The organism is Bdellovibrio sp. SBM16, assembly GCF_056175625.1.
Window position 1 is genome coordinate 77,975 of the sequence record NZ_JBJKJG010000007.1, and the last position, 17,028, is coordinate 95,002.

At 40.8% G+C, this 17,028-nt stretch carries 13 protein-coding genes; 7 read left to right on the top strand and 6 right to left on the bottom strand.

All coding sequences use genetic code 11. The features are described 5' to 3' along the window. Window positions 1–4 precede the first annotated feature (4 nt). Window positions 5–493, bottom strand: a complete 489-nt coding sequence (locus tag AC04MM_RS08600) for a hypothetical protein (protein WP_475379937.1) — start codon at window positions 491–493, stop codon at window positions 5–7. Window positions 494–659: 166 nt separating this feature from the next. Here AC04MM_RS08600 and AC04MM_RS08605 point away from each other — a divergent pair, with 166 nt between their 5' ends. The 7 genes from AC04MM_RS08605 (at window position 660) to AC04MM_RS08635 (ending at window position 11,758) form a co-directional block, all read left to right on the top strand. After that, the gene (locus tag AC04MM_RS08605; RefSeq protein ID WP_475379938.1) at window positions 660–1,529 is read left to right on the top strand and encodes a radical SAM/SPASM domain-containing protein; all 870 of its coding nucleotides are present in this window, start codon (window positions 660–662) and stop codon (window positions 1,527–1,529) included. Window positions 1,530–1,723: 194 nt separating this feature from the next. After that, complete coding sequence (locus tag AC04MM_RS08610) at window positions 1,724–3,016, top strand: hypothetical protein (protein WP_475379939.1); 1,293 nt, start codon at window positions 1,724–1,726, stop codon at window positions 3,014–3,016. Between the two features lie 28 nt (window positions 3,017–3,044). After that, window positions 3,045–5,822, top strand: coding sequence for a hypothetical protein (locus AC04MM_RS08615; protein ID WP_475379940.1), 2,778 nt, complete (start codon window positions 3,045–3,047; stop codon window positions 5,820–5,822). 235 nt (window positions 5,823–6,057) lie between these two features. After that, window positions 6,058–7,749 carry an aminotransferase class I/II-fold pyridoxal phosphate-dependent enzyme gene (locus AC04MM_RS08620; protein ID WP_475379941.1) on the top strand — a complete coding sequence of 564 codons (1,692 nt, stop codon included), beginning with the start codon at window positions 6,058–6,060 and terminating at the stop codon, window positions 7,747–7,749. A gap of 4 nt (window positions 7,750–7,753) precedes the next feature. Continuing rightward, on the top strand, window positions 7,754–9,610 hold the full coding sequence (locus tag AC04MM_RS08625; protein ID WP_475379942.1) for an ATP-binding protein: 1,857 nt from the start codon (window positions 7,754–7,756) through the stop codon (window positions 9,608–9,610). Further along, complete coding sequence (locus AC04MM_RS08630; protein WP_475379943.1) at window positions 9,607–10,809, top strand: response regulator; 1,203 nt, start codon at window positions 9,607–9,609, stop codon at window positions 10,807–10,809. Before AC04MM_RS08625 ends, AC04MM_RS08630 begins: the two co-directional genes overlap by 4 nt. Before the next feature lie 7 nt (window positions 10,810–10,816). Continuing rightward, entirely contained in the window at window positions 10,817–11,758 is a 942-nt protein-coding gene (locus AC04MM_RS08635; RefSeq protein WP_475379944.1) for a hypothetical protein, read from the top strand. Here AC04MM_RS08635 and AC04MM_RS08640 read toward each other — a convergent pair whose 3' ends face one another. From AC04MM_RS08640 to AC04MM_RS08660, 5 genes are all read right to left on the bottom strand, one after another. Next, entirely contained in the window at window positions 11,759–12,928 is a 1,170-nt protein-coding gene (locus tag AC04MM_RS08640) for a putative porin (protein WP_475379945.1), read from the bottom strand. It lies immediately after the preceding gene. 124 nt (window positions 12,929–13,052) lie between these two features. Then, on the bottom strand, window positions 13,053–14,192 hold the full coding sequence (locus AC04MM_RS08645; RefSeq protein WP_475379946.1) for a Fic family protein: 1,140 nt from the start codon (window positions 14,190–14,192) through the stop codon (window positions 13,053–13,055). 19 nt (window positions 14,193–14,211) lie between these two features. After that, complete coding sequence (locus AC04MM_RS08650) at window positions 14,212–15,291, bottom strand: hypothetical protein (protein ID WP_475379947.1); 1,080 nt, start codon at window positions 15,289–15,291, stop codon at window positions 14,212–14,214. A 150-nt stretch (window positions 15,292–15,441) separates the two neighbouring features. Next, complete coding sequence (locus AC04MM_RS08655) at window positions 15,442–15,858, bottom strand: hypothetical protein (protein WP_475379948.1); 417 nt, start codon at window positions 15,856–15,858, stop codon at window positions 15,442–15,444. A gap of 27 nt (window positions 15,859–15,885) precedes the next feature. After that, the gene (locus AC04MM_RS08660; RefSeq protein WP_475379949.1) at window positions 15,886–17,028 is read right to left on the bottom strand and encodes an outer membrane protein assembly factor BamB family protein; all 1,143 of its coding nucleotides are present in this window, start codon (window positions 17,026–17,028) and stop codon (window positions 15,886–15,888) included.

Here is a 17,028-nt window from a genome sequence, read left to right on the forward strand (position 1 = left end):
ATTATCACTTTCTGTTGTTATATTTGCAGTAGAATAAACTCGCCCCCGGCACCGGAAGCATGCTGCCGCTGAGTTCGGCGTTATATTTAATATACAATTTTTGCCGTGCCGGATTTGAGATGACCAGATCGCGCACTTCCTGAGATAGCGTGGTTATCTCGATATCTTTGTTATGAACTCGTTCGGTAGCCATCATACAGGCAATAGCCTCAGAAAGTTCTTTACTGCGAATGGAGATGTCGAGTGACGGGTTTAGTGCGTGCTGAACAGCCAGGGCCAGCTCGGTTGCCGCTTTTTTTATATTCGGATGTGCTGCTTTCCATTTATTTTCAATTTTAACTTCAACATCATCCCAGATTTCATTGCCGTTGGTATCTACGGTTTGGACAGATGGCGGCGGCTCAATATTTCTGGGGGTAGGTGTAATTGCTGTGCAGCTTCTGATGATAAACATCGACATTGCTATTGCCAGTAAATCGCTAAACCATTGCATTGTTAATCCTCTCTTGCACAAGTGTGCTCATTAGAGGTTAATTCAAGCCCGTGGCCAGCCCAGATGCGGTTTAATTCGCTTTAAGCCGGTTTTCGGATGTGGTTTCCAGTTTTAAAGACTTTTACATGGAAAATTCTGGAAAAAGAAGCTAGTTACTAAGACTTATATGTTCGAGCGCATTTATCTAGAAATCAGCAATATCTGTAATTTACAGTGCACGTTCTGCCCTGAGGTGGTACGCGATAAGAAGGTCATTTCTGTTGAGGAATTTAGAGCTAATGCGATTCAGGCAAAGCCCTTGGCCAAACAGGTCTGCTTGCACCTGATGGGCGAGCCGCTCGGACATCCGCAATTTGGCGAAATCGTTAAAGTTTGTGATGAACTGGAGTTAAAAATTTTTCTGACCACCAACGGTACGCTGATTAAGCGTCATGCCGAGACTATTTTAAACTGGAAACACCTGGAACAGATTAATTTTTCGGTGCACTCGTATTTTGCCAATACTTCTCGCCAAAGCTTAGAACAGTACTTAACACCGATCTTGGATTTTTGCGAACTCGCGATTGATCGAAAAAATGCGTACTATATTAATCTGCGCTTATGGAATTTGGCATCGGTCAATGCTCAACGAGAACAAAATCTGCAGGTTTATGATTTAGTTGAAAAGCGATTTGCTGTAAGCCTAAATGAAAACGTCGACGTGCGTGTGCAGAAATCAAAAAAAGTAAAAGAAAAATTGTATCTGCATTTTGATACGGAGTTTGAATGGCCGACCTTAAAGCGCGATGTTTTATCGACTAAAGGTACTTGCTACGGCTTACGTAAGCAATTAGCTATACACGCCAATGGCGATGTGGTCCCTTGTTGTTTGGATAAAGAGGCGGTTTTAAAGCTGGGCTCTGTTAAAGACGGCCAGTCCTTACGGAGTATCATGACCAGTGAGCGCGCTCAAAAGATTAAAACAGGATTTGAGCGTGGTGAGCTTGTCGAAGAGCTCTGTCAAAAATGTCAGTATGTTGAACGTTTTAATCAGTAACTTCTAGTGCCCTCTAATATTTAAACTTCCGAAAAATCGGACGACTTTATTCCTAAGATCTGGAATTCGGATCTAAAAATCCCTTCTATTCAAATATACGTTATTTAGAACTACTCAAATCTGGGTCTGGCTTTGCAATTTACGTCAAACCAGCGGGGGCTCAAAAACATGTCTAACGCCCCTAAGGAGAGAAAATGAAAAAACTACTTACTATAATGCTGTTAACCATCGGAGTTGCTGGCTGCCAACAGGCCGCAGACCAGGTCGCTGAGACAACACCGGCGGCAATGACTCAGAAAAATATGAATCGTCCTGTGCGTGAGTTGATGTCTAACGGTATCGTGATTGAAATCAAAAAAACTGTTGAGCTTCGCAACGACCGAACGAATTACACCGATTTTAAGAATAATTTAAATGTTTACGAAACAACTATGACTATTCCAGAGCAGGTTTTTACCGGCGATCTGCAGATTTCGCGATCTCTTAATGCTTTGGCTTTAAACCCTCGCTTTGAGACTATCGCTAAACATGACGCTGAATTTGTTAATGGACATTACGTTATTAAACATCGTCTCAAGTTGTGGGAGTCGGATCTTATTCCAAAAACATTGACCTATAAATTTTATTCTCATGAAACTTTAAGCGGAGAAAGTTCTGCTACTTTTTATCCTGATCTAATTATTCCAAGTCAAAATGAAGCGGGGGTGACAACCTTGCAATCTTTAAAAATTAAAACTGGGTCTTATGATTTTGGCGTCGTGTTTTTTGAAAACAGAAGTCTTTTAAGAACAGAAGGCGCTTACCTTAGAATCAGAGCTCAGAGACTGTTTGCAGACCAAGCTGCAGTAGAAAGTTTTTCTGCTGAAAAAGCCAGAGAAATTCCGGTATCGGGCACTGTAGGTCTTAACGGTGGCCGGGTTATCATAGAAGCTCAACAAGCCATGGGGGATTTGTCTATTACCATGCGTGGAACCGATGGCGGCCAAGGCTATGCGGGATTACTGCAAACAGCCTCTGGAAAAAAAGGTGCTACCGGTACCGCAGGCGTGCGGGCTAAAGGACCTTGTGAACATGTTGGACCAAAATCTGTTCTCAGCGGAGATACCTGGGCAGCACCTGCTGCTATTATTTGTGAATGGACTTGTCATAAGCCAGGCAATGGCGGCGTGGGTGAATCGGGTGCTGCGGGAAATCGTGGTGGTAATGGTATGCCCGGAGGCGCTTCAGGTTTAGCGCAAGTGATTATCGAAAAAGAACTGGGCCGGTTTACTGTGAATGTTGAAAGTCTTCCCGGTTATGGTGGTCCAGGCGGTATAGGCAGTGAAGGTGGCCTTGGCGGAGCGGGTGGCGATCCAGGTGCTATTGCTAACGGTTGTCATGAAGGTGCACAGGCCGGCGCACAGGGGGCACGAGGTCCTAAAGGCGCAGATGGTGACAAGGGGCCTGATGGCCTGATCGAAGAAAGTTCAGTAATTATTAAAAAGTAAAATACACATAAAATATAAAAGGTAAAATATGAAAAATAGAATTATTACATCTCTTACTGTTTCAGCGCTGCTTTCATCAGCTTGTACTCCGCAAAACAAAACCGTTATTGTGAAAGAAGCAGTTACGTATCAGCAACAAAACAGTGAAGCAGAAAATTTCTCAAGTTGGGAGAAATTCCAACAACTTCTTCAGGAACATCAGACTAATCTTCCCCTGGCCGAGGTGTTGGTCAATGTGTTCCGCGAACAGAGTCCGGATGTTGTGGTTAAATTGCGACAACAGATCCAGGATGGCAGCTTAAATTTTTCAAACACAGATGCCAACCAGTGGAACGAACTCAAAAAAACGATTGTCGTTGGTGAGTCAACGGCAATCACCGACAATGACTTGCTGTCTAAAACCCTTAATTTAAATCTAACTGAAGTTGAGCGCAGCAATGCATTTCGCCACCAGCTCGATATTAAAATTTCGGGCTTGGTTCAGTCTTTAGCTTTACAAAATTTATTAAAAGTTTACGATGAACAAATTAAGCTGGACAGTAACGATATTGCAGCTGATTTAGTAAAACAACTTCAGGCAGAAAGACCTGAAATTGTTTCGCGTATTGATAGCACCAAAGAAACACTAAATCGGTCGGCTCAGATTGAGCAGATCGTCGTTTATTTAAAACAAGCAGATTATTTGTTTTTAAAATATGAGATCAGTGATTCGGATGCCGAAAAAATGATCGTCTATACAGCGGTCGCCGGAGCTTTGGCGAATGTGTTGGCGCAACAACCGAGTATTAAGCACCTGATCAAAGCCAGTATGCAGGTTAAAGATCTTGTAGATAAAGCTAATCGCGTAGTAGGCCTTACAACATCGTTAAAAAAATACGGTGAAGAGCTTTCGGCCAATGGCAAAGTTATGGCTAATTCGGTCGACAATATCTACGATAAAATTAAAAAACTGAGTGATGATTTAGACAGGGGATCATTTGTTATTTCGGATAAAGGGCAGAAAAGTGCCCGTCGACTTTTAAATGACCTGCTTAATGGTAAAGCTCAAAATGAAGTTTCACAAGACGTAGCTGAAGAATTAAAAACGACAGGCTTTTTTGAGAGAAAAAGAGAGTTAGATCATGATGTGAACCGCTTTATTACAAGTGCAGATACGGCTGCTAAATCTCTTGATAATATTTTATTGGCGACCTCAGAAGTTACTAAAGCCTTAGGTGTCAAACTGGATCCTAAAGTTAACCAGGCAATAAATACGGCAGCGAAAATTTCAAAAGGCATTCAGGTCGTAAACGCCGTAGCTAAAGCTTACTCTGCTGGTGGTTTTGTCGGTGCACTGGCGGCCTTTTCTGGTGGTCCGGCAACTATGGCACTGGCTGCATTTGGAGGCGGTCTTGGTGGGGGTGGTCCAGATCCAGCTATTATGGCGGAGTTAGCGGCAATCAAACAGTCTTTGGCCGAAATCAAAGCAATGCAAAGAGAGATATTAGAAAATCAAAAAAAGATGATGGTCATGATCAAGGACCTGGCTTTAATGATGGAGGAATACCATCGTGAAGAGATGCGCGCTTTGTCTGACATACGTGATGAAGTATTAAATGCCAAAGAAGGCTTAACTGAATTAGACGAAGCCGCTTTTCGCTCTTGCGAAGCTATGACGGCTTATGCGTTGAATAAAGTTCCTAATGCGGTTCGAAATTTAAATAGTTCAAACGTCGATATCATAAAAGCAACTATTCGCGAGGTGACCGCGTCACCTAAAGGTTTAAAACAATTCATTATTAACGGTTCACCGGCCAATTTTACGACCTGTCAGCAGCAAATGAGTACGGTGTTTATGACAAAAGACATGCTTAAGTTTAACCGTGCAGCCTGGGTAGAAAAAACGGCTGATGGTAAAGTCGATAGAAATGGTGGCACGATTGTTCGTGAGTTTTATGATCCGGCGTTTTCCTATTTAGAAAAAAACACAGAAACCCATTGGCAACACCTGGGATTACACTTACCGGTATTAACAGTTTCTACGTTATTACAGAAAAAAATCTTTTACTTAAATCAAAAAGATAACGAAGGCAGTTTAGAGGATTTAAAATATTTAACAGCTACTAATAAGCTCGAAAAATTTGTTTCAGCTCTTCTTATACTGCATCCATACTTGGCCATAGATCAGTCGTTGTGGGTAGCCTCTGTAGATGATGTATTAAAAGCTGCGATTTCTGATAATTCAGCCTATATCAACACACATCAGATGTTGGCTAATGCCTTTGAGCGGGTTCAGATAGCCATTGCCCAAGAGTCACTTTTAGCAGGCGAACCATTATTGCCAAAATTAAGTCTTCAATGGGGCAAAATAATGGGCGAAAAAACCAATTGTGAAACCGTGAACGATGAAGAGTTTTGTTTTGTCAGAAAAAATCAACTTATGATGGGCAATCTGCTAACTTACATGTTGGTTAAAGGCCTGGGTTTCGGCCAAGACTCTGAAGAAGCGATGTCGATTCGTCGTTCTCACTACATGGTACTACTATCGTCACCGGAAAGACTGGCCCAGTTCTTAATGTTGCCGGTTAACCGTATTCAGGTAGAAGATGGGGTTACCTATTTAAGATTGTCAGAGAAAGAAAATGGATTACGGATTGCCTTTCCAGATGTTGAAACTGTTGAAAAGGGACAAATACAATACACTGAAGCTATGGCCCGTATGATTCGGTTACAACATAAGGTTGCTGATGAACTGGTAAAAATCTCTCCAATGTTAGCTAGAAAGCTATCTTTGAATGATCTGGCCGTTGGACTTTTTGTTAAGTAGTTTTTTTTGAGTCAGTGGCTGTGTGAATGCCACTGGCGATGTAACATAATAGCAAACTCAATTATTCTCCTGTTATTGCTTCAGGAGAATAGGAGTCAGCCTTCGTGCTACTATTAATGAGAACTGCGTTGATCGACTGAGTTAGTAATATTTTCCTCTCTGAGTCATTAATAGACCATCGTCTAGTTAATAAGATTTCTTAACATGTCGAAAACTAAACCAGAGGTAACCGCCAATGAGTAGTCTAGACAAACAAATTCGTTCACGTCGTTTTAAGGTTAAAGATCAGTCAACATTAAAGATAATTGTTGATTATATAAACGGAGATCAGATTGAACTCTCTGTCATCGAATGTTCGCAAACTGGTTTAAAGTGTCATACAAATTACACTTTTAGCGAAGAAGATAAATCAAATTTTGGTCAAATCGTTTCGGCATCAAAATTGGTGTGGGATTCAAAGGAATTTGGGTTAGGCCGCATGGTCGTCAGAAGAATCCAATCAGATGCTTCTGGCGCGTTGGTTGCTTTCTCAACAATTGATATTAAAGTTCCAGTTAACTCCCAAATTTCAAAATTATTAGATATTAGGTTAGAAGAACAAGACGATGGTAAAAATGAAGAATTAAGTTCGGACAAATTTTCATTAGCTCACTTTGTAGAAAGTGAATATTCGAATATTGATTTATTTGATCGCATGCGAAAATTTGACGTATTTCGTGCTGAATGGGAACGTAATAAAAAGTATGGTTACAAAACAGTCCGTGAGTCTTCAAAAGGAGAAAGAGTTAATCTTTCTCGTGCCCGAAAAGGTAATCGTAAAGACTATATCGTCATGGGATCGAATGACTACCTAGGGTTGGGTGCACACCCAGAGGTGGTTAAAGCAGCTCAAAACGCGATGAACGAGTATGGTTTTGGTTCGACAGGATCTCCAGTTACCACTGGTACTACAGATCTTCACCTTGAACTTTGTGAACAAATCGCAAAAATTCATAAAAAAGAAGCGGCTATACTATTCAATTCTGGCTATGCTGCAAACATTGGAATTATCTCAGCAGTAACTGCGCCAAATGATTTAATAGTTGCTGATATGCTTTGCCATGCTTCGATTCAAGATGCAATGCAAATGTCTAAAGCCACGTCTCGCTTCTTTAAGCATAATGATGTCGCCCATTTGGAAGCAATTCTTCAGAAAGAGCGACAAAACTATAATGGGTGTTTAGTTATTACCGAAGGTGTGTTTTCTATGGATGGCGATACTGCCAAACTAGATGAAATTTTCTATATTGCAAGAAAATACAATTGCCGAATTATGGTTGATCAGGCTCACTGTTTCGGTGTTGTGGGCCCTAATGGTTTTGGAATTTGTGAAAAATTCAATCTTTTAAAAGAAACCGATATTATCATGGGGACGTTTTCAAAAATTTGCGGAGGAATCGGCGGATTCGCTACCGGCTCCACTGAATTAATCGAATGGTTGCGGGCGTTCAGTCGCGCCCAAGTATTCTCTGTAAGTTTACCACCTTCAACTGTGGCAGCAGTTAGTAAATCTTTAGAACTTTTTGTTAACGACAAGGATTTAGTAAAACGTTTGCATTCGAATATCCAGCATTTTGTAAAAAACCTTGAATCAATAGGTTACAAATTTAAAGAACCGCAAGAGAGTGCGGTGGTGCCTGTTGTCGTTGGTGATGAGAAGAAATTGGGCGAAATGTATCAAAGTCTTCTTGATGATGGGGTTCTTTGTATTCCGATTGTTTATCCGGCTGTGAGTAGAAAAAATTGTCGATTTAGATTCACTGTGATGGCATCACATTCAAAGTCAGATCTAGATTATGCAACTGCATGTTTGGAAAAAGCCATGCTTAAGGCCGGATTCTCTTTTCCTTCTGTAGAAAAAGAAGAGCTGAAGAAAAAAGCTGCATAATACAATGACCGACTTTTTGGTTTCACTTCTTCTTACATTTTCGAGCATTTTAGGTATTCAGGAGATTCCCTCGAATACTAACGGCTGGAGTGTAAATAAGGCGTGGAATCAAGTTGGTGATACCTGGGAATTTTCCGCGTCAAGTACTCAGGCATCACAAACATGCGCCCCAGGCATGTCATTGGTATTTCCGCAGGTGGTTCACGGGATTCACACAATCCATATAAACGGTGAGTTGTTTTTGCAAACTGGCGACAAATCGTTTTCTAAAACTTCCGCATTTTATTCAAGAGCTGTTGTCGATTGTAAATATATAAAAAAAGATGCAAAAGTTGACTGGCACGTATCAACGTACGCAAAGTACTTTGCTAGAATAGATAATTTCCCAGCTATTGAGTCTACGACAGCCAAATACTTTTTCTTTGATGTCATTCTTAATGTTCTATCCGCGGGATGTTTATTAATTCTGGCGGTTTTTTCGTTATTCATTTTTTCCCGACGCGTTGAAAGTAAATACGTGATAAGCCTTTTTGTAGGGTCGGTTTCGTTTGCTATCTACTCTATTCTTACAACGGCTAATATCTTTGATCTCAATGTTAAGATGATATTTGCTCATAAAGTTGCTGATGTCTTTGTTTGGATCGGTTCTTTTTGTTACATCTATTTCTTTCGCAACTATGGCTATTTAGGAAAGTTTGAATTTCGATCATTCATCGCTGCATTTGTTATAGGCGAGGCTTTAATCATTTTTGGCGGAAACCCGGATGTCGTTCAGCTAGGTACTACAATTCCTATTCCATTTGCTTTTATTTGTCTTTCTTCCTTCTTAGTTCACTCTGTTAGTGAAGGTTTCAAAAAAGGCTTTGACCGAAATATTATCTTAGGTATTTTTTCTATTTCAATTTTTGTATTGGCTGGTATGAATGATCTTTTGCATATTACCGGATTGATTAATTCGTACATGATTATGCCTTTAGGGTCAGTGGCCGGGGTATTCTTTTTGGCTGCAACGGTGAACCAGAATATCGAGTCTACTTATGTCGAGCGAGATGGACTTTTAACTAATCTCGAAAACAAGGTAATTGAAAAAACAAAGCATCTAGAAGAGGCATTGAGTTCCCTCAAATCAACGCAAGCAGAGCTCGTTCAATCGGCAAAGTTGGCCTCTTTAGGTACCGTTAGCGCTGGAATTGCACATGAGATCAATAATTCAATCAACTATGTTAGCGGTGCGATTATCCCACTCGAGAAGAAAGTCTATGCGCTACTTCCAGAAAATGCCGACCGAAGAATGATTGAAAGGTTATTTGCAGCAATTAAAGAAGGAACTAATCTCACAGTGGATATCGTTAAAAGTTTGAGGACTTTCACTGGGCTTAACCAGGCTGAATTTAAAGAAATTAAGATAGGCGAGTCTGTGCAGTCAATCCAAACCATTTTAAAAAGTAAGCTGCGCGGAGTTGATTTTAGAACTGAATTTTCACAAGATTGTTTAACGCAAGGGAGCCTTGTTGGTTTGAACCAAGTTTTTATGAATCTTATTACCAACAGTCTTGATGCCTTGGATAAGGATGAAAAGTTTATACATATCAAAGGAACGCGTGTTGGCAATCAGATTAGTATCTCTGTTAAAGACAATGGCAAAGGGATTAAGCCCGAAGTGATTACAAGAATCTTCGACCCATTCTTTACTACGAAGGATGTAGGTAAAGGTACGGGATTAGGTTTGCACATTGTTTCTAAAGAAATTGAGCGACACGGTGGGCAGATTAAAGTGTTCTCAGAAATTAATTTAGGTACAGAATTTTTAATTACACTACCAGCTTTAGAATTTTCTAATCAAGTAAGGGAGGCCGCATGAAGCCCTTAATCATTTATGTAGACGATGAACCAATGAACCTAACTGTCTTTGAGGCCGCAATGCCCGAAGAATGGGAAGTTCAGGTTTTCGAAAGCCCATTGCAGGCATTAGATGCTCTTACAAAGCTAAACCCATGCATTGTTGTTTCTGACCAAAAAATGCCAGGTATGGTCGGCGTTAACTTTTTGGAAATTGTTAAAAGAACTCACCCCTCATCAAAGCGTGTGATTGCAACTGGCTATTCCGAAGAGGACTTGGTAGTTGATTCAATCAGAAAAGCTGGCGTTCACGACTATATCAAGAAGCCCTGGGATGTTGAGGATCTGGTTCATAGATTAAAGTCTGTGATGGATACTTACAATTTAGAAAAGGAATTATTTGAAAAAAATGATCTTCTAGAAAGACAGAACAAGGAATTGCAAAAGATTACAGAAGATTTACGAGTTGCAAAATCTGTCGAAGAACAAGCGAGGAAAGAGCTTGAAGCTTGGGCTCCTCCTTTTGTACTTTCTGCTATTCAGAGTAACTCTTTGCAATTTCCGATGAAACGTGATTTGGCTTTGATTTGTTTTGATATTATTAATTCTTCAGAAACACATGACATTACCATCGACGGAGCATCGGTTAGATCTGTAATCTTAAAAGGGTTTTCTGAATCGGTTTTGCGTCAAGGTGGGTGGCGCGAGTCGCATGCCGGCGATTCAGCTTATGCTCATTTCGGCATGCTCGAATCAACCTCTAATCCGGTTGAATCGGCGTTAGCGACGGCTACGGAGTTTCGTAGTTTTTTGCGAGCTTTAAATCTTAAGCATGGTTTAAAAATCGAATGCGGGATCGGCTTGCATCTTGCAAAAGATGTCTCTATCAACCTTCATGAAATTGAAATTCAAACCTTACGCGGGACTATTAAACAAAAATCGTTTGATTCGACATCGCCGGATGTTGATCTAGTCCATCGCTTAGAAGGTTTTACGCATCAGCTACCTGGCTCAAATGTAGCGATATCAGAAACTTTTGCAAAGGCGATAATCGACAAATTACCTCAGGCAAAAGATTTGGGTAGCTTTCAATTAAAAGGACAAAAATCGCTAACAAAGATTTATTTGAAGGCGAGTGATCAAGTTACTGAAGATCAAATCAAGGAAATTAAGCGAAAGTCCGTGGTATACAGTGACATGGCTGAAAAACAGTCTGCATAAAATCCACATGACTCAACATCACGAAGACGAACTAGAAAAATTTCAAACGTTGATGAGTCGCTTTCGCCCGCAATCGGGTTTTAAGGCTATAGATCAATATGGCTTTACTATGTCTGAAAAGCCCGACATTTTTTTTACGGCCCTTACGCACGGGAATGAAGTTATAGGATTGCAAGTCTTAAATCTTTTCTTAGAAAAATCTTTAAAATCTAATCATAAAGCACCTTATACGTTTGCAGTTTTATTGAACAACGTGCCTGCGTATAAAAAAGACCAGCGCTTTTTGGATAAAGATTTAAATCGGAGTTTTTGCTCTGCAAATGATAACCCAAAGGCACCACGTGGCGAAGAGTATTACCGAGCTATTCAAATTGAAAGCATCATGAAAAAGCTAGGCCCTCGTTTTATTCTGGATTTACATCAAACAACAGAACCAACGTTTTCGCCGTTTTTTATGTTGCCAGAAGATAAATCATTGATTTTATCAGCGGCAGCAATGAATCAAAATTGGCCCATTGTCACATTCGATGCCTCCGGCTTTTCTAAGGACGGAAAAACTCTTATGGAATTTGCCAGAGAAGAAAAAATTCCCGCTTTAGTGATCGAGATCAGTCAGAACGGATTTGATTTAAAACTTGCTAAAACGATCTGTGATGTGCTTTTTTATTTAAATGCTGAAGCTATCATTAATCCGGCAAAAAAAATCAGCGTCGACTATTTTAAGATCTCGCATCATATTACAAAACATACTTTGGGGTCAGAATTAATCCCTGGGTTTCAGAATTTGCAATCGGTCAAAGAGGGCCAGGTTTTAGGAATTACCCCCAACGGGGAGGAATACCTGAGTCCGGCTGGCGGCCTTTTGATTTTTCCTAAATACGGCCGTCAGGCGGAAGTGTCGCACGAGCTGGGATTAATTGCGACACGACGAAATTTATCAAACGAATAACTAAAAATTAATGGTTAAATCAAGCTGTGATACCCTGAAGGTAGTCGGGGTTGTTGAGACATTTTTTTCGAAATCGTTAAGCGAGAAATTAACCACTGCATTTTTATTTAATTTATACCCCAGCAAATACACCTGCCCGCGTGAGTCGGTCACACCACCAGCCTGATCAGCATTGGTGAAAATCGCAAGAACGGCATCATTTTCAATGGTTTGGCGCATATATGTTAAACCGAATTTGTCATAAGAAGCCAAAAGTCCGTAAATCTGTGCTTTATTGCCAGTGTCAGCCCCATTATTTTTGAGGTGATCAAAAAACAATGACACTTCGTATGGAGATTTTCTCCATTTAAGTTCAAGGCTTGCTTGCAGGATCTTGTAATCATTTAAATAATTTCCAGAACCATCCTGCGTATTACCTCTAAAATCTGGTGTAGATTGTACGGTTAAACTGTTCGGTGTCATCCCCTTGATATCCGTATAGGTGTAACTTCCTAGACCAAACTGAGCAGAGGAGTGGGGGAGAAAGCTGTAATTCACTACTGCTTGTGCCGAATTTAAAAATGAATCGGTTAAATCTTTACCGCCCGCTGAATTATATTTTTCACGGATCCAAAAGCTAGCGGCATTAAGGTTAAAATCTAAAACTTTTTCAATCAGGGTGTATTTATAGTTTAGGCCGAGACCTTCAGGGGTGATGTCGCGATCAAGAATTACCTGGTGTTTTGCCGGTGTATAGAAAAATTGCGGCATTTTACCCAGAAATAAAGTTAAATTCTGTTCTGGTAAATAAGTAACATAAGCTTGATCAAGACCAATTGTATACCGAGGTGATCCTTGCGTGTTTGTGCCACCATCAGCAATCGTTGTATTTCCTGAATTATTATTGGTTCCAGTCATTAATCGGTATGTAAATTTTAGATCTGGCTGAATCTCGAAATTTTGACCAACACGTACCATTAAACGATGAATTCGGCGCGTATCTTTGGTGTCATCTTTGGTTTCTTGGTGGCGGTATCTAAAATCACCAGAGAATTTGTTTGTCGGTTTAAATTCAACTGGAGCGACCGGTGCAGATGCAGTTTCTGTAGCTGAAACTGAAAGTTCTTGAGCTTTTGTATGAAGAGTTACGAATATAGCTGTCAGAATTAAGATTAAACGCATGTTAGACATGAATTAAGAGTAGCCAGAAATTCGCTAATTTAGCAGTAAAAGTTGTGGGGATTTATTGTTAAATCAAAGCCATAATAAACCTCTGATAAGTTATATTATGTTGCATGCGGCATGTATCACAATACTACAGTCCAGGGTTTATTCGTTGTGCCTGAGCTTCTTCGCTATCAGCTAAATGCCTATTAAGCTCCTCAATGGTGCGACAAGCCCGTGGAACCCTCCATTTATCACGTTTTTGCACACAATCTTCTAATGTAGTCAGCATAGATTCTAATTTTTGATAGGTGTTTTCGATGTATTTTTCTACGTCAGCCATTGCATCTTCCTGCAGATCGCCGGCTGGTACAAAGGGTAATCCGAAATTGGCCATAATCATGTCTTGTACGCCACGCGAAGTACGGCCATTACCATCAGAAAAAGGATGAACACTTACAAACCATTTTTGTACAACCGCAGCCAATTCTACCGGAGATAAAATAGCTTCTCCGCGGCCGTAGGCTTCTAAATTTGTTTTAATAAATATTCGGATCCATTCAACTTGTGATTCGACCTGGTTTGAAGGGCTATAGGCTATGAAAACCGCGTTGTAACCGCGGCAGTTTCCCTGCGAAATGAACATACCTGATTTTAAATCAGCACGGTGCCAATCCGGTCCACCGGTATTTTTTACGACTTCTCGAAACTCGATACCGGCAAGCGATTCCCAGCGTTTTTGGTAACGCTCCATTGAATCTTCCGAACGTTTAATTCCTATACGGTAATTGATCTCGCTTTCGCTGCCGGCACAAAAGCCAACACCTTTGTCGTTTTTAAAACGAAATTCACCCGGCTTTTTTTTCTGATCAGTGCTTTTATCTTTAATGCTTGTAGTGCCGTTGGTTAAAAGGACGGTATTAATGTGTGAAAACATCGTTTGATCCAGATGTTCACCGGTAAATAAGGCGTGTTTTAGTTTTTTACCTTTAAATAACGAGTCAATTCCGCTCTCCCAAACTTGCCAGGTGGCCGGCGCCGGATCGTAAATATCGACGGGGGCTTTTTTGAAAATTTTTGCTTTTTCCCAGGAAGAACGGTCGATAAAACGTAAGATCTTGTACTCACCGATTTCATCCACGTCGACACCAAGTTTTGCGTATTCAGTGCGGATATTTTGCAAACGGTCCTGTAAGACGCAATCGCGAGAAAATTTTTGAATCGAAATATCGCAGGCCAAAGCCTGTTTGACAGCAAGTAGAACGATAAGCGAGACAAAAATATTTTTCATAACTAGCCCTTTTGAAAACTTATTTCATGCACTCAAAGGTTTTCGAGCGAAGATCCAAAAGTTCTGCCTGATCAGGGTAAGTTGAGTTAATAATACCGGTCATTGTTGAAACTAGCCCCGGTAACTGTGCGCTGAGCTCTTTTGCCGAGGCTTTATCGCCAGCTTTTTTTGCCTTATAAGCGCTATCAGCGATCGATTGGTAGTTTTTCTCTAACGGACGCAGTGGTTGCAGCACGCTATAAAGCTTTTTATTACGCTGAAAAGCCTCAGATTCTTGTGGATCTAACTCAGCTGAGTGCGGAGCCCAGAAGATCATAGTTACTGATTTAATAGCAGCCTGAGTTAAAGGGCCACCGACATATACAAGGGCTGAACGATGTGGGCTTGTAGAACCACAGAAGGCAGAAGTTGCGGCCTGCCAACCATATTCAGTCATAGCAATGCCGTTTTGTGCATAAATAGCCTGAACTAATTTTCTAAAATTTGCATTTTGCTTTTCTGCCATAAATTGCAGTGTATCGCGTGCAAATCCAACGTGAGATACGCCAGCTGCCCCGTTTGATTTAATTTCTCTGCGCGGAAGCAATAATTTAGCAGCATCCTCTGCTCTCATGCCTGTTTCAGCTATAATCGCTTTGATTGTTTCTTCGCGTAACGGGATATCTTTCATTAAATCTAGGTATTTGGTTCCGGCATTGAAGGTAACTTCCATCATCGTAGAGCCGAAGTTTGCACCCGTATCCGGAGCAGCAGCCGGCGAAGAGGCAAATGGATCAATCGCCAAATACAGACCATTACCCGCGTTTGCTAAATGAGTTGAATTATTATTCATATCCCAGAAGCCGGCCGCTGCGCCTTTTACCCGTGAGTTAACCATTTCGTAGCGGTTTTTTGCTTTCTTTAAAGTGGTATCCTGCAATTGGTTGCCGTTTAAATTAATACCGAAATAATGATAAAGACGGGTTTCGCGCGGTAAGGATTTGATCGCTGGCTGTAAGTCTTCAGTTAAAAGTTGCTGGGCCTGACTTGCAAACGCGTTTGATGACAGTGTTAAAGCAAAACTCAAGGTCACGGCCTTTAGGATTCCTGTAGACTTCATAATAGCTCCTGTTTGGGTAGATTCCCGAACAGGAGTAATAGCGAGACCAGGGCCAAGCCAGATCGTACCTATTCGATCTGGGGCGCCCTATCTGTCGATGTGTTTTACATTGAAACGTTCTTGGCCGGCCAGGGGGCTAAAAGATCAGGTTTAGTTATTTTTCCACTTTTTAAAGCCAAGCTTTTCGGCTTTAGCAAAATCAGCTTCATTGATTTCATAGACGTTGCAGTTACCAGTCGGTGTCCCGCAAACTTGTATACGGATTAGCCCATCGTGCTTGTTTTCAGCAGAATAAACTTTGATGTCTCCCAGCTGTTTTTGCATTTCTTCAGGCTTTGTTCCTGAACCCTGTTCGCATTGTACAGAGCCATCGGCTTTATAAACTTTAATTTTTTTAATTTGATTAGTCATATTCGTAGTCGGTGAAATGGTTGTCTCTCCCGCAACAGGAGCACTTACTTTAGCTGTGTTATCGTTGTTTTGCCCCAGAGTTTCGTTAGGTTTGCAGGTTCTTGTCGAACACGAAGCCATTAAACCCATAATTACGATAGCTAAAACTAATTTCATAACACCCTTTTTTTTATTTAAAACGAATTATTCTAAGAAAGAAAAATTAGAATTTTTATTGTAATACTCGACCAGCAAACCGTAAACATTGGCTTCGCCAGAGATAAAATATATACGTTTATTTTTGTCAGTGGTTAAACGACCTAAAACTCCGCGCCCCGGATCAAAAGTAGATTTTAACTGACCGTTCATTAAATCGTAAAAAAGCACAGCGCCTTGCGATTCGCCGACGACAACTAAACCCTTATGAGCGATAGGCTCGGTTGTGATGCCTTTTAAATTCGTAACTTTCCAGATTAGATCCCCGCCTTTTTTAGTAACAACCATCAAATGACCTTTTGAAGACGAATAAACCAGGCGGTCGGCATAAACCAGCGGCGGAGTTGCGCCACCGAAATCTGATTTCCAGAGGATTGTTCCAGAAGACTTTGATACCGCATAAAGCTTGTCATCATAACTGTTGATAAAAATGGTGTCGCCGTCGATCACAGCTGACGCATCGATATCTTTGAATTTGGTATTGCGGTTTAATAAAATTTCCCAGTTAGGTGTTCCGGTCTTGGCATTTAAAGAGACCAAAGATCCGTCGCTAAAACCCTGATAAATCTGCCCGGCTGAATATGATGGCTTGGCTCCCCCACGGATTGTCATTTGAGTTGAAGTGTCCTGGCGGTTATAAACCCAGATCTGGCGCCCGTTTGTCGCATCTAAACAGTATAAAATATTTGAGCCACTGACAAAAAACACATGTCCGTCTTGAATTAACGGTTCGGCGACAACTTCTGAGCGTGTATCAAATTCCCAGACAATCTTTGCCGTATCTAAATCAATCGAATAAAACACACCGTTTAGCCCACCGACGAACAGACGTGAATTAATCACGGCACCTGCGGATTCGACACCTTTAGGAATCGCGATAGACCATTTTTTTGATTTATCTAAAATATCGTAGGCCACCAAACCTTCAAGTCCATTTGCAACGACAATCAGGTCTTTATAAAGTACAGGCGCAAACCGATTAATCTTACGGTAACCGATATTCGGTTCTTTCAAAGTATCTTGTACCCAGAAGGCACTTACCTTTAGGTCTTTTTTTTCAACGTTTTTTCGTTCGATATGTTGGCATCCGGTTAGAGCCAAAGCCAAAAAGATAAGTGCATTTTTAAACAT

Coding starts and splice junctions, on each gene's coding strand:
- AC04MM_RS08620 (WP_475379941.1), top strand. CDS start 6,058: ATGAGTAGTCTAGACAAACAAATTCGTTCACGTCGTTTTAAGGTTAAA.
- AC04MM_RS08635 (WP_475379944.1), top strand. CDS start 10,817: ATGACTCAACATCACGAAGACGAACTAGAAAAATTTCAAACGTTGATG.
- AC04MM_RS08630 (WP_475379943.1), top strand. CDS start 9,607: ATGAAGCCCTTAATCATTTATGTAGACGATGAACCAATGAACCTAACT.
- AC04MM_RS08655 (WP_475379948.1), bottom strand. CDS start 15,858: ATGAAATTAGTTTTAGCTATCGTAATTATGGGTTTAATGGCTTCGTGT.
- AC04MM_RS08615 (WP_475379940.1), top strand. CDS start 3,045: ATGAAAAATAGAATTATTACATCTCTTACTGTTTCAGCGCTGCTTTCA.
- AC04MM_RS08650 (WP_475379947.1), bottom strand. CDS start 15,291: ATGAAGTCTACAGGAATCCTAAAGGCCGTGACCTTGAGTTTTGCTTTA.
- AC04MM_RS08605 (WP_475379938.1), top strand. CDS start 660: ATGTTCGAGCGCATTTATCTAGAAATCAGCAATATCTGTAATTTACAG.
- AC04MM_RS08645 (WP_475379946.1), bottom strand. CDS start 14,192: ATGAAAAATATTTTTGTCTCGCTTATCGTTCTACTTGCTGTCAAACAG.
- AC04MM_RS08600 (WP_475379937.1), bottom strand. CDS start 493: ATGCAATGGTTTAGCGATTTACTGGCAATAGCAATGTCGATGTTTATC.
- AC04MM_RS08640 (WP_475379945.1), bottom strand. CDS start 12,928: ATGTCTAACATGCGTTTAATCTTAATTCTGACAGCTATATTCGTAACT.
- AC04MM_RS08625 (WP_475379942.1), top strand. CDS start 7,754: ATGACCGACTTTTTGGTTTCACTTCTTCTTACATTTTCGAGCATTTTA.
- AC04MM_RS08610 (WP_475379939.1), top strand. CDS start 1,724: ATGAAAAAACTACTTACTATAATGCTGTTAACCATCGGAGTTGCTGGC.
- AC04MM_RS08660 (WP_475379949.1), bottom strand. CDS start 17,028: ATGTTTAAAAATGCACTTATCTTTTTGGCTTTGGCTCTAACCGGATGC.